Source organism: Ensifer sp. Root423 (genome assembly GCF_001426275.1).
GTDB classification, from domain to species: Bacteria; Pseudomonadota; Alphaproteobacteria; order Rhizobiales; family Rhizobiaceae; genus Ensifer; species Ensifer adhaerens.
In genome coordinates this window covers 225,843-238,902 of sequence record NZ_LMEG01000016.1, presented here as the reverse complement: position 1 = coordinate 238,902, position 13,060 = coordinate 225,843, and the positions used below count along the sequence as shown (strand labels likewise).

Sequence of the window (13,060 nt, the reverse complement as noted above, 5' to 3'; positions counted from 1 at the left end):
CGTGCTTGGCGCGTCAGTCGGTAAAGCGGCGCGCGACCCAGGAATAGCCATCTTCGACATAGCGCACCGGCTTCGTGACGATGGTCTTCAGCTTCTCCCGATCGGGGATGGCGCCCGACAGGAAAGCCAGCGTGCGTTTCGGCAATCCTTGCTCGGGTTCCGGCTCCGCTGCCGGAACGGGCAGCGCCTGGTTCTGCTGGGCGCCCGGTGGCGGCGCGGGGATTTCGGCGACGCTGGGCGCCGAGCTCTCGCATACCGCAACGACGACCGGATAGTTCGCATTGGAAAACTTCGGCAGTTGCGCGTTCGAAGCCGTGTCGCACTGCGCGATCGATGGCCAACTGCCGTTGACCGTCGAGATGTACTGGCATTGGCTGACGTCGTGGTCGCAGCCGAGAATGGTCATGACTATCAGCGCCGCTTGCATCGCATTCCCATCGTCTTTGCAGGTTGTGGTGGATCAACCTATGCCTGCATGATTCTCCTCGAAATAGGGCGATGCTGCCGGCAGCGCGGAACAAATTGTTTCAGCCTGTTAGGCGGATTGATGGGGAGGCATACGAGCCTGCGCCATTTGACGTATTGGTCCGGGCGTAGGCCGGCGGTAGTTTGGCGCAAAACCACGCCTGAATGAAAAGGACGACCGATTGCCTGCCGTAATCATAGCCCAGGAGACGCCGCGCCAAGCTGAAGTTCTGCGTCTCCTGGAACTCTCTGACGCCTACGCCGCCTCGCTCTACCCCGCCGAGAGCAATCACATGGTCGATCTGTCGAACCTGGAAAAGCCGGAGGTATCGTTCTTCGTCGCACGGCGTGGCGGCGATACCGTCGGCTGCTGCGCCCTGGTTGATGCCGGTGACGGGACTGCGGAAATCAAGCGCATGTTCGTCGATCCCGAGGCGAGGGGGCTGAGGGTCGGCAAGTTGTTGCTGCAGGCGCTGGAGGTGCGCGCGGCGCAACTCGGACTGGTGGCAATCCGCCTCGAAACAGGCATCTATCAGCCCGAAGCGATAGGCCTTTACAAGGCGGCCGGCTACGTCGAGCGCCCGCCGTTCGGGGGGTATCAGCCGGATCCGCTGAGCCTCTTCATGGAGAAGCCCGTTCACGTTGCGTAAGCTCGAGCGGCCTTCAAACCCTGAATACAGAAACGGCGGCCTGTGAGCCGCCGTTTCTGTATGGATTATTGTGATCCTGCTTGCCGGCAGAAAGCCGGCTCAGATGTCCAGGTTGTCCGCAAAGACAGCGCGCTCCTGGATGAAGCGGAAGCGGGCATCCGCCTTCGTGCCCATCAGGTTGTCGACCGCTTCGCGCGTGCCCTCGAAATCGACATCGTCGATCTCGACCTTGAGCAGCGTGCGGAACTTCGGATCCATCGTCGTTTCCTTGAGCTGCGCCGGCAGCATCTCGCCGAGACCTTTGAAGCGGCCGATCTCGACCTTGCCGCGACCGGCAAACTCGGTGCGCATCAGCTCCTCGCGGTGCGCGTCGTCGCGGGCATAGAGCGTCCTTGCGCCCTGGCTGATGCGATAGAGCGGCGGCACGGCGAGATAGAGGTGACCGCCGCGGATCAGTTCGGGCATCTCCTGGTAGAAGAAGGTAATCAGCAGCGAGGCGATATGTGCGCCGTCGACGTCGGCGTCGGTCATGACGACGATGCGCTCGTAGCGCAGATCCTCTTCCCGGTACTTGCTGCGGGTGCCGCAGCCAAGCGCCTGGATGAGGTCGGCAATCTGCTGGTTGGCGCCGAGCTTTTCTCGACCAGCGCTCGCCACGTTGAGGATCTTGCCGCGCAAGGGCAGGATCGCCTGGTTGGCGCGGTTGCGCGCCTGCTTCGCCGAGCCGCCTGCTGAGTCCCCTTCGACGATGAAGAGTTCGGCGCCTTCAGCGGTGTTCTGCGAGCAGTCGGCAAGCTTGCCGGGCAGGCGCAGCTTGCGCACGGCCGTCTTGCGGTTGACTTCCTTTTCCTTGCGCCGGCGCACGCGCTCCTCGGCGCGCTCGACCACCCAGTCGAGCAGCTTGTCGGCCTCGGCCGGATTGTCGGTAAGGTAATGGTCGAAGGGATCGCGCAGCGCATTTTCGACGATGCGTTGTGCTTCGACTGTCGCTAGCTTGTCCTTGGTCTGGCCGACGAATTCCGGTTCGCGGATGAACACGGACAGCATTCCGGCGGCCGAGATCATCACGTCATCGGTGGTGATGAGCGCTGCACGCTTGTTCTGCTTCAGCTCGGCATAGTTCTTCAGTCCCTTGGTCAGCGCGATGCGGAAGCCCGCCTCGTGTGTACCACCCTCAGGCGTCGGAATGGTGTTGCAGTAGGAATGAACCTGCTGGTCGCCGCCATACCAGGTGACCGCCCATTCTAGCGAACCGTGACCGTTGGCCTTCTCCGATTTGCCGGCGAAGATCTCGCGGGTAACGGTGAATTCCTTGCCGAGCGTCGCCGCCAGGTAGTCCTTCAGGCCGCCCGGGAAGTGGAAGACGGCCTTGTCCGGGATCTCCGAACCTTCCTGCAGCAATGACGGATCGCAGGACCAGCGGATCTCGACGCCACCGAAGAGATAGGCTTTCGAGCGCGCCATGCGGAAAAGCCGGCCGGGCTCGAAATGCGCGTGCGGTCCGAAAATATCCGGGTCCGGATGGAAGCGGACGCGCGTGCCGCGGCGATTGTGCACGTCGCCGAGTTCCTCGAGCCCGCCCTGCGGAATACCGCGGGAGAAGCGCTGGCGATAGAGCTTGCGATTGCGGGCGACCTCGACTTCGAGCGCGTCGGAGAGTGCGTTGACGACGGATACGCCGACGCCGTGCAGACCGCCCGAGGTCTCGTAGGCCTTGCCATCGAACTTGCCGCCGGCATGGAGCACCGTCATGACGACTTCGAGCGTCGACTTGCCGGGGAATTTCGGATGGTTTTCGACCGGGATGCCGCGGCCGTTGTCGGTGACTGTCAGGAACCCGTCCGCGTCGAGATGGACCTCGATGAAGTTCGCATGGCCGGCGACCGCTTCGTCCATCGAGTTGTCGATGACTTCGGCAAAGAGATGGTGCAGCGCCTTCTCGTCGGTGCCGCCGATATACATGCCCGGGCGACGACGGACCGGCTCAAGGCCCTCGAGCACCTCGATCGCCGACGCATCGTAATCGCTGCCATCGCTGCCTTTCGGGGCAGGGCGCGGCTCTTCGCGCGCGATGGGGGCTGCAGCCACGGCCGGCTTGGCGCTCGGCTGTACGGCCTTCGGTTGCTCGGGCATTGAGAAGAGGTCGCTGTTGTCGTCCATGGGGCCGTTCGGATCGTTCCTGTCGTTCGGGAATGCCAGAGGCCATAGCAAGCCCCAGGCTCTGCCGCCATCCCCCGGCGGTCGAATCACCTGAATTCTGCCAGACTCTCACAGGATACGCGAACAAAAGGAGAATTTCTGGCGCCGGCCGCCGATGATTTTTCGCACGAACGGCCGTGTTTCGGGCCAAGTGTTGCTTTGCGGTGCGGCCAATGGCAAGGCTTGCGGCGAAAGAGGGAGCCCGTCATTTGGCCGTGTCCACAGTTGTTTTTCCGTTTCGTGCCTGCCTGTTCGCCCTAGCCTTGGCAATTGCCGCCTCGTCGGCAGAGGCGCAGACGCTCAAGCCCTACAAGGACGATCTGTTCTCCTATGCCAAGGTGCTCGACCAGGAGGATGGTGGTGACGACCTGACGGTCGACTACCAGGAACTGCGGGATATCAACGAACGCGACGAAATCCCGGAACGCCGGGTGAAGCGCGCCTATGTGTCGCTTGGCGTGAAGAACGAGCAGGTCAATGAAACGCTCGATATCGGTGGCCGCGCGCTCGACGTGACCCGTGTCGGCCCCGATCGCGGCGCCAGCTTCTCGGTCATCTTCATCCATGGCCGCAGCGGCGACCGTCGGCTCGGTGCCAACGACTTTTCCTTCGGTGGAAACTTCAACCGGCTGAAGAACCTCGCCGTCGCCAATGGCGGCGTCTACTACGCCCCGAGCGTCCGCTCCTTCGATACGGCAGGTGCCGCCGATATCGCCGGCCTGGTTCGATACGCGTCCGAACGTTCCGGAGGCCGTCCGGTCGTGCTCGCCTGCGCCTCGATGGGAAGCTTCATCTGCTGGGGTGTCTCGCGCGACGCCTCCGCCGTCGCAGCACTCTCCGGCATGATGGTCATGGGCGGCGTCAGTGATCCGGACTTCACGAAAAGTGCCGCCTACAAGGCGAAGCTGCCGATGTTCTTCAGCCATGGAAGCCGTGACAGCGTCTATCCCGCCGAAGGCCAGAAGGCGCTCTATCGCTCTCTCAAGGCCAAGGGCTATCCGACGCGCTTCGTGCTTTTCGAAACCGGCTCGCACGGAACGCCGGTGCGCATGACCGACTGGCGCGATGCGCTGAACTGGATCGGCAGCCGCTAATGCATGTCGCGCAAAAGTGTGCAGCGGTTTTGCTGCAGCGACATGCATCAAAACAAGAGCCTAAGGCCTGGTGCGTGAATCTTCGTTCACGCGACAGGCGATAGGCGTCGCCCTGCTGCTGCGGATTTGTTAACCAGCCCGCCAATTTGCGAGCGAAACAAAGGCCTGCGTTTCCACTCTGGAAAGTTGAAGTCGTGATGATACCGGCAACTATGGCTGGGATGGACTTCATGGACGCGCGCACCGAGACACGGCACATTCCGCTGTGTGTGGATCTTGACGGCACTTTGCTGGCCGCCGACACCCTGTGGGAAGGGGCGGCGATCATCCTGCTGCGCAATCCGCTGATGCTGTTTCCGATGCTGGTCTGGCTGGCAAAAGGTAAGGCACGCCTGAAGCACGAAGTGGCCCTTAGATCCGGCCGCCGTGCGGAAGACTGGCCTTATCGGCAGGCCGTCATCGACCGGCTCATGGAGGAAAAGAAGAGCGGGCGAGAACTCGTGCTCGTGACCGGCGCAGCACCGTCCGTTGCAAACGACATTGCCGCCCATGTCGGCATGTTCTCCTCGGTCATGCATTCGACCGACGCGCTCAACCTGACGAGCAGCAACAAGCGCCGGGCGCTGGTAGAGCGGTACGGCGACGGCGCCTTCGACTACATGGGCAACAGCCGTGACGATATCGCCGTCTTTGAGGTGGCACGCCGCGCGATCGTGGTCTCGCCCGATGCGGCCGCGGAAAGATGGCGTCGCAACCATGATGCCGAACGGCTCGATACCGGCAAGGTCAGCGCGCTTGCGCCGATGAAGTCGATCCGCGTGCATCAATGGGCGAAGAACGTGCTCATCGGCGTGCCGATGATCCTCAACCACGAGGTACTGCACTTCGATGCGATCGTCAGCGTCATCATCGCCTTCTTTGCCTTCAGCTTCCTCGCATCCGCCGTCTACGTCATCAACGATCTTTCGGACCTTGCCAACGATCGCCGCCATGCGAAGAAACGTTACCGGCCGCTCGCGAGCGGCCAGATGTCCGTGCCGACAGCGCTGGTGCTTGCAGGCTGCCTCATCATCGCGTCCGTGGCGCTGACCGTTCTGTTGCCCTGGAAGTTTGCCGGGGTGCTCGCCTTCTACGCCTGCGCGACGACGGCCTATACCTTCGTGCTGAAGCGCAAGCTGCTCGTCGACGTGTTCACGCTCGCCGGCCTCTACACCACACGCATCGTCGCTGGCGCGGCCGCGACCGGCACGGAACTGTCCTTCTGGCTGGTGTCCTTTGCGATCTTCTTCTTCCTGAGCCTCGCGCTGGTGAAGCGTTACGTCGAGCTGCACGAATTCGAGGACAAGGACGGCGGCAACGTGCCGGGGCGTGGCTATCTCGCTGTCGACTTCGAGATGGTCGGCCAGGCCGGCGTTGCCTCCGCCTTCACCTCGGCCCTGGTTCTGGCGCTCTACGTGCACAGCAAGGAACTGCAGGAGATGTACACCACGCCCTGGGCGTTGTGGCCGCTCTGCCCGCTGGTGCTCTATATGTTGCTGCGCATTTGGATGCTTGCGCGCCGCGGCATGCTGCATGAGGATCCGGTCGTCTTCATCATGCGCGACTGGCGCAGCCAACTGACCATGCTGATCGGCGCGCTGCTGATCCTATTTGGAGCCATCGGGCCGCAATGACCCTGCAAGACCATGAAAGCTGGGGCCGCATCGACAATCGCGTGCGGCCTGGAATTTCGCCTGACGACTATGAAGACCGGCTCGGCAGCCTTGAGGCCGAAGGCTATCTGCCTTTCGGCAACGGACGCAGCTACGGCGACAGCTGCCACAACGATCGCGGTACGCTGATCGAAAGCAACCTTCACGGCCGGATACTCGCCTTCGATCCCGGCACCGGCATGATGACCTGCGAGGCGGGGGTGACGCTGCGCCAGGTGCTGGAACGGGCGATCGAGCATCGTTTCTTCCTGCCGGTGACGCCTGGCACGGCTTTTGTCACCGTTGGCGGCGCGGTCGCCAACGACGTGCACGGCAAGAACCATCACGCGCGCGGCACCTTCGGCAATCACGTGACGCGTTTCACGCTGCTGCGCTCGACCGGCGAACGGCTGACCTGCTCGCCGGTCGAAAACCCGGAACTCTACGCCGCGACCATCGGCGGTATGGGGCTGACCGGACTGATCCTCACCGTCGATATCCGGTTGATGAAGGTGCCGTCGCCGCATGTGCAGCAGCACGCGATCCGTTTCGAGAACCTGGACCAATATTTTGCCCTCGTCGACGGCGTCGATGCCGAGCATGAATACTCCGTCGCCTGGATCGACCAGCTCGCAAAGGGATCTCGAATGGGCAGGGGCGTGCTGCTCGCCGGCGATCATGCCGACGGTTCCTGCGAACTGCCCGACATCCCCAAGGGATTGAAGCTGTCCGTGCCGTTTTCGCCGCCGTTCAACCTCCTCAACCAGGCAACGCTCAAAGGCTTCAACGAGTATTACTTCCGCAAGGTGAAGCCGGGCGAGACGGTGACGACCGTTCCCTGGACGTCCTATTTCTATCCGCTGGATGCGATCGGCGCCTGGAACCGGCTCTATGGCCCGCGCGGGCTCTACCAGCATCAGAGCGTCTATCCCGCGGAAAACGCACCGGAGATCACGGCCAAGCTCATGGAAACCGCCCGCCAGGCCGGCCATGCGTCGTTTCTGACGATCCTGAAGCGTTTCGGCGACATCGGCTCCCGGGGCATCTTGTCCTTCCCGCGTCCCGGTTTTACTTTGACGCTGGACTTCGCCAATCAAGGTGAACGGACAGTAAAGCTGCTCGATGCGCTCGATCGCATCGTAGTCGAGGCCGGCGGTGCGATCAATCCGTACAAGGATGCCCGCATGAGCCCGCAAGTCTTTGAAAAATCTTTTCCTTTCTGGAGAAAGATCGAAACGTTGCGCGACCCTGCGCTGGTTTCGAACTTCTGGAAACGCACGGCTCTGGCTTTGCCAGAATGAGAATGCAGACAATTTTATTCAATTAAATGCGCAAACTTCACGGAATATCCGTCTCTTGCCCGTAAGTAGATTTTCGGGACTGGGAGTAAAACTATGAAATATATTCCATTCATTCTCTTTACCGTGCTCACCAACGCCGCCGCTCAGCTGATGCTGAAGCAGGGCATGATGACGCTCGGACCGATTTCGATGACTGCCGAAACCGCGATCGTCCGGCTGTTTCAGATCGTCTTCAACCCATGGGTCTTTGCCGGTCTTGCGACCTTCGTCATCTCGATGGCGTCGCATCTTTATGTGCTGTCGAAGGTCGAGCTTTCCTTTGCCTATCCGTTCCTGAGCCTCGCTTACGTTCTCGTTGCGGTCTTCGCCTATTTCGTCTTTCGCGAAGACCTCAATGCCTGGCGTATCGCCGGCATCGCGCTGATCTGCGCCGGAACCGTTCTTATCGCCCAGTCGGGCATCTCATCCAGCGCCGACGAGAAATCGGCTGATGCCGCCGGGGTGAGCACCGCAGAATTCGGGAGCAAGTCATGAAACACATCATCTTTGGTGGCGACGGCTTCGTTGGCCGTCATTTGGCGGAACGCCTCGTCAAGGAAGGCGAGGACGTCGTTGTCGCCGATATCGTCAAGTCCGACCTGCCGCACTACGGCCGCGTCCGCTTCGTCCATTGCGACGTCACCGATCTGGAAGCCGTCCAAAAGGTCGGCATCGGCGCCGACGACATGATCTACAACATGGCGGCCAAGATGCTGTCGCCGTTGCAGGTCCGCGCCAAGCGCTGGGAGTTCTTCTGGCCCGTCAATTATTACGGTGCCGAAAACATCATGAAGGGGATGGATACCGCCGGCGCATCACGCCTGGTGCAGTTCACCACCGACATGATCTATGGCCACACCGTCCAGTCGCCGCAAACCGAGACCCATCCGGCAAAGCCGCTCGGCGAATATGGCAAGTCGAAATGGGCAACCGAGCAGCTGGCCATGCAGTGGCGCAAGCAGGGCATGAACATTTCGATCTTCCGCCCGCGCCTGATCATCGGTCCCGGCCGTCTCGGCATCCTCGAGAAATTGTTCAAGCTGATCGACCTGAACCTGCCGGTGCCGATGATCGGCTCGGGCAAGGTGCCCTACCAGTTCATCTCGGTCTTCGATTGCGCCGAAGCTGCGCGCCTTGCCTGGAAGGGCGGCGTGCCGAACGAAGCGTACAATCTCGGCTCTGACAATCCGCCTTCGGTGCGGGAGTTGCTCGGCAACCTGATCAAGCACGCCGGCTCGAAGTCGTTCCTGCTGCCGACACCGGCCTTTGCGGTGAAGCAGACGCTGGCGCTGTTCGACCTGATCAACAAGCCGATCATGGATCCGGAGCAGTACCTGATCGCCGACGAAATGTGCGTGCGCGAGACCGGCAAGCTGAAGCGCGAGCTCGGCTGGCGCGCGGAGTTCAACGATGGCGACATGTTGATCGCCGCCTATGATGAATATCGGGCCAAGAAGATGGGCGCCGCAGTTCCTGCAACTGTCGCCGTGCCGGCCGAATGAGGGGAGAGATCATGCTGGACAGACCGAACCGTATTGCCGTTGCCGCCCCTTCGCTCGGTGGCGGCGTTGCCAGGCCCGATCTCATCACCGTCGAACAGGCGAAAGCCATGTCGATCGGCGACATCACCTCCGCGTTCAAGGAACACCTGAACCCGGGCCAGCTCCACTTCATGAAGCTGCTCGGCTTCCACAAGGTGAAGATCGAGAGCGCCGAGGGCATGTTCTACACCGACCAGAACGGCCGCCAGATCCTCGATTTCTTCGGCGGATTCGGCTCGCTCGCCTTCGGCCACAACCATCCGCGCATTCTGGAAGCCCGACAGAAATTCCAGGACGAAAAGCGCCACGAGATCGCGATCGCCTTCATGTCGCAATATGCAGCGGCGCTGGCGAAGAACATCGCGGCCTGCTCGCCGGGTGATCTCGACATGGTGTTCCTCGGCTCTTCCGGTTCGGAGGCCATGGAGGCTGCCGTCAAGCTTGCCGAACGTGCCGCCGGCCCGAAGCGGCCGAAGGTCGTCTATGCGGAGAATTCCTTCCACGGCAAGACCAAGGGCGTGCTCGCCATCACCGATGGCCAGCTTTACCGCGCCGACTTCAAGATCACGGACAACACCGTGCGCGTGCCCTTTGCCGATATCGACGCGGTGGAGAATGCCTTCAAGTCCGACCCGGAAATCGGCGTCATCGTGCTCGAAACCATCCAGGGCGGCGGCGGCATCATCCAGGCACCGGCGGAGTACTGGCAGAAGCTGCGTGCGCTCTGCGACAAATACGGCGTGCTCTGGGTCGCCGACGAAGTGCAGTGCGGCTATGGCCGCTCCGGCCGCTTCTATGCCTTCGAGCATTACGGCGTCGTGCCTGACGTGACGGCGCTCGCCAAGTCGCTGGGCGCCGGCAAGGCCGCCGTCGGCGCGATGATTGCCCGCCGTGAGGTCTACATGAAGGCTTACGGCACGCCGAAGACCGCCATGATCCATGCGATGGCCACGTTCGGCGGCATGGGCGAGGCCTGCGTCACGGCGATTGAAGGCATCAATGTGCTTTACGACGAGCACCTGATCGACCGCGCCGCCGACAGCGGCAACTATCTGCTCGAGCGTCTGCAGGCGCTGAAAGAGAAGTATCCGAAGATCATCAAGGACGTCCGCGGCAAGGGCTTGATGGTCGGCCTGGAATTCCAGGACTTCAGCCAGACGCTGCCGATGGTGCTGCGTCCTGTTGTCTCGATGCTCGACGACAAGCTCAAAGGCTCGCTCTCCGGCTTCATCGGCGCGCTGCTCCTGCGTGACTACGACGTGCTGGTGGCCTTCACCGAATACAATCGCAACGTCATCCGGCTCGAACCGCCGCTGATCTGCGAGCGCGGTCATGTCGACCAGTTCATCGCCGCCCTCGACGACCTGCTCGGCCGCGGCATCGTGCGGATCGTCAAGGATTTCGTCGGCAGCCAGATCGGTTGATCGAGAAGCCTATCGACTTGCAAAGGACAGGGGCGTTCAGCGCCTCTGCCCTTTGATGTTCATGTCGAACTCGACGACGTTGGAATAGATCGGCGTGCCGACATCCATGCCGTAGGGTGATCGGTGGATATTGCCGCGGATGTTGAAGGCGATCGAGCCGCGGTTCCAGTCAAGCAGCGTTACCGAGAAGCGCTCCTTTCTCGACGTGCCGCGCGCCGTCAGCGTTCCCTCGACCGCGGCCGTGTCCGGTCCGGTCTGTTTCACGGTCGTCGAATGGAATGTGACGGTGCTGAAGTTTGCGGTATCGAAGACGGCGCTCGACTTCAGGAAGTCCTCGATCCGCTTTTCTCCGGTTTTCACGCTCTCCGGGTAAAGCGTGAATTCGACCGTCGAATGGCCGACATCATTTCGGTCGATGCGGAAGTTGCCGGAAAACTTGGCGAAATCGCCGACAATGCCGCCGCCGCCCGCTTGCGCAACGGTGAAATGGATACGCGAAGCCGGCGTGATCCCGTAGTTGCCGGCAGCATCGGCAAGGTCCGGCGCGGCTGCCGTGGCGGGCGACGGAATGCTCCCGAGCGCGAGCAGCAGCGTGAAGGCAATGGCCTTTGTTGGTGATTGCGAGTGCAGTGTCATGGTTTCTTCCTTCCGGCGATAACCGGATCCGAACCAGCCGCTTGGGAGGAAGCGCGTTGGCGTGATCCGGTCTGAAGCATGCGGACGAGGACGTCGTCGCGGCGTGCGAAGTGATGGTAGAGGGCGGCCAGGACGTGAAGCGCGACGAAGCAGAGCAGGAGGTAGGCGAGCGTCATATGGACGAGCGTCCAGAGGTCTTCGGCCGCTTCCGATTTCGCCATCGGCAGGTGGGGGATGACGATCCAGTTGAAATAGAAGCTCGGTATGTTCAGCGTCGATGTCGAGGCCACCGCCCAGCCGGCAAGCGGAACGGCGAGCGCGAGGAGGATGAGCACCACATGGGTGGCGCTGGCTGCACGGCGCTCGAGCGCGTTGAGGCCTGCGGGCGGACGCGGACGAACCTCGACCAGGTGCCAGAGCGCGCGGATTGTCGCCAGACCGAGCGCGGTGAAACCGAGCGACTTGTGCCATTGGTAAAGCGAAAACTGCAGCACCGGATCGACGGGCGTTCGCCGCATGCTGAAGCCGAGGCCGAGTAGGGTGAGGATCAATGCCGCAATCGCCCAGTGAAGGGCGATGGTGATCCACCCAAATCCGGCTTTGTCGTTGCGCAGCATGTTCGACCCCATGGTCGCTCGCCCGGCCGCTATTGGCTCGGCGACTGCGGTAAGACTCATGAGTTCGTGCTTTTATTCGCCTAGAATACCATAAAATTGCACTGAGATCTTGTTGATCTCGGCAAGCTATGGTCCATTTGCTGGTGGAGGGGACACGGAGGGGTTGTTCCTGGGAGCATGTGGACTGGCGTACATGACAAAGAAGAAAACGACACCAATGAACCCGCACGAGCGGGAAGCCTACGAACACGGCCGCGCGGGCATCCGGCTTGGAACCGAAGGCAACTATGGCGAAGCGGTCGACGCCTGGCGTCTGGCATCCAACATAGCCGATGTCCACCTCGCTTTCACGGACATGTATTATTGGGTCAAGAGCGGCTACGGCGCCGCCCTTTGCGATGCCGGGCACCATCGGGAGAGCATTGCCGTCTCCCTGCTTGCCCGTGAGTGGACGCTCGCGCGGCGCCAGCCGCTCTCGTCGCTTTCGATCGCGCGCGCTTATCTGGCGCTCGGCGAAGGCGAGGCGGCAGCACCCTATCTCCGCGAGGTTCACGCCCTGATCGGCGACGCGATCTTCGAGCAGTTCGACGAGGACGCTGAAGCCGACGTTCACGCGGCGATCGCCGGCTTGGAGAACGGCGGCAATCAGCCGACGGCCGGCCGCCCGAAGTGAAGGCAGGCGTATAGCCTAGTAACAGCGGTGCCGGAATCTGGCGAGATGCCGGCAGTTCTGACTTTGGCGTTTTCTCGCCATGATTTCATTTTATCCGCCGATTGCCCCTTTAACGGGTGATTCGAGGTCCGCCGGTCTGGTTTGGGCCTTTTTTTAACATTTTGATTTTTCTAAGGAGTTTCCCGTGAGTGAAACCGTATTGCCGTCCGATGCCGAAATTACCCTTCGGCGCATATCAGCCTTGACCGTCTGCGACGTCTGCGAACTCAGCGAGACGCTGAGCGACGAACAGCGCAACATGGTGGCGGACAACGGCACCTCGATCGCCGAGGCGCATTTTTCCGAGAATGCCTGGTTCCGTGGGGTCTATGCCGATGAGACGCTCATTGGCTTCATCATGCTGCACGAAGGATCCGACTGGGATGACGGCATCGATTGCCCGGGAGTCTATCTCTGGCGCTTCATGATCGCTCGGCCTTTCCAGGGCAAAGGGTATGGCAAGCAGGCGATTGCCCTTGTCGTGCGCGATCTGAAGGCGCGGGGCCTGCATGAGCTCTACACGAGTTACGGGCAGGGCCCTGGCAGCCCTGAGGGCTTTTACCAAGGCCTCGGCTTCAAGCCGACGGGCGAGTACTATGATGACGAGCTTGAGGCTGTGCTGAAATTCTAAGGGCGCCGGGATACGGGGAAAAAACCTCCCGTGTCTCTCCCAGATGTTCAAGAGTTGGAA

Annotated in this window: 13 protein-coding genes; 9 read left to right on the top strand and 4 right to left on the bottom strand. The window is 61.6% G+C overall.

Annotated features, from left to right (window positions below; genetic code table 11):
* Positions 1 to 13: 13 nt before the first annotated feature.
* Positions 14 to 427: a hypothetical protein gene (locus tag ASD01_RS17470; protein ID WP_034795922.1), complete on the bottom strand. Its 414-nt coding sequence runs from the start codon at positions 425 to 427 to the stop codon at positions 14 to 16.
* Positions 428 to 647: 220 nt separating this feature from the next.
* On the opposite strand from ASD01_RS17470, the gene ASD01_RS17465 reads away from it, so the two are divergent.
* Complete coding sequence (locus tag ASD01_RS17465) at positions 648 to 1,115, top strand: GNAT family N-acetyltransferase (RefSeq protein WP_034795918.1); 468 nt, start codon at positions 648 to 650, stop codon at positions 1,113 to 1,115.
* 99 nt (positions 1,116 to 1,214) lie between these two features.
* On the opposite strand, the gene parE is transcribed toward ASD01_RS17465, so the two are convergent.
* Entirely contained in the window at positions 1,215 to 3,275 is a 2,061-nt protein-coding gene (parE, locus tag ASD01_RS17460; RefSeq protein ID WP_034795915.1) for a DNA topoisomerase IV subunit B, read from the bottom strand.
* A 212-nt stretch (positions 3,276 to 3,487) separates the two neighbouring features.
* On the opposite strand from parE, the gene ASD01_RS17455 reads away from it, so the two are divergent.
* The 6 genes from ASD01_RS17455 to ASD01_RS17430 all read left to right on the top strand — a co-directional run bounded on the left by ASD01_RS17455 (position 3,488) and on the right by ASD01_RS17430 (position 10,404).
* Positions 3,488 to 4,408: an alpha/beta hydrolase gene (locus ASD01_RS17455; protein ID WP_063979520.1), complete on the top strand. Its 921-nt coding sequence runs from the start codon at positions 3,488 to 3,490 to the stop codon at positions 4,406 to 4,408.
* A 230-nt stretch (positions 4,409 to 4,638) separates the two neighbouring features.
* Complete coding sequence (locus ASD01_RS17450) at positions 4,639 to 6,081, top strand: UbiA family prenyltransferase (protein WP_034796036.1); 1,443 nt, start codon at positions 4,639 to 4,641, stop codon at positions 6,079 to 6,081.
* Complete coding sequence (locus tag ASD01_RS17445; protein ID WP_034795908.1) at positions 6,078 to 7,400, top strand: FAD-binding oxidoreductase; 1,323 nt, start codon at positions 6,078 to 6,080, stop codon at positions 7,398 to 7,400. Before ASD01_RS17450 ends, ASD01_RS17445 begins: the two co-directional genes overlap by 4 nt.
* A 93-nt stretch (positions 7,401 to 7,493) precedes the next feature.
* On the top strand, positions 7,494 to 7,934 hold the full coding sequence (locus tag ASD01_RS17440; protein ID WP_034795905.1) for an EamA family transporter: 441 nt from the start codon (positions 7,494 to 7,496) through the stop codon (positions 7,932 to 7,934).
* Entirely contained in the window at positions 7,931 to 8,941 is a 1,011-nt protein-coding gene (locus ASD01_RS17435) for an NAD-dependent epimerase/dehydratase family protein (protein ID WP_034795903.1), read from the top strand. The genes ASD01_RS17440 and ASD01_RS17435 overlap by 4 nt, the downstream gene beginning before the upstream one ends.
* 107 nt (positions 8,942 to 9,048) lie before the next feature.
* Complete coding sequence (locus ASD01_RS17430; RefSeq protein WP_371273179.1) at positions 9,049 to 10,404, top strand: aspartate aminotransferase family protein; 1,356 nt, start codon at positions 9,049 to 9,051, stop codon at positions 10,402 to 10,404.
* A 36-nt stretch (positions 10,405 to 10,440) separates the two neighbouring features.
* On the opposite strand, the gene ASD01_RS17425 is transcribed toward ASD01_RS17430, so the two are convergent.
* Together ASD01_RS17425 and ASD01_RS17420 are read right to left on the bottom strand one after the other, a co-directional pair.
* The gene (locus tag ASD01_RS17425; RefSeq protein WP_060516885.1) at positions 10,441 to 11,040 is read right to left on the bottom strand and encodes a YceI family protein; all 600 of its coding nucleotides are present in this window, start codon (positions 11,038 to 11,040) and stop codon (positions 10,441 to 10,443) included.
* Positions 11,037 to 11,657, bottom strand: coding sequence for a cytochrome b (locus ASD01_RS17420; protein WP_060644194.1), 621 nt, complete (start codon positions 11,655 to 11,657; stop codon positions 11,037 to 11,039). The genes ASD01_RS17425 and ASD01_RS17420 overlap by 4 nt, the downstream gene beginning before the upstream one ends.
* Before the next feature lie 193 nt (positions 11,658 to 11,850).
* Here ASD01_RS17420 and ASD01_RS17415 point away from each other — a divergent pair, with 193 nt between their 5' ends.
* The gene (locus tag ASD01_RS17415; RefSeq protein ID WP_060539243.1) at positions 11,851 to 12,330 is read left to right on the top strand and encodes a hypothetical protein; all 480 of its coding nucleotides are present in this window, start codon (positions 11,851 to 11,853) and stop codon (positions 12,328 to 12,330) included.
* A gap of 184 nt (positions 12,331 to 12,514) precedes the next feature.
* Positions 12,515 to 13,000, top strand: coding sequence for a GNAT family N-acetyltransferase (locus ASD01_RS17410; RefSeq protein WP_034795892.1), 486 nt, complete (start codon positions 12,515 to 12,517; stop codon positions 12,998 to 13,000).
* The last annotated feature ends 60 nt before the right edge of the window (positions 13,001 to 13,060 follow it).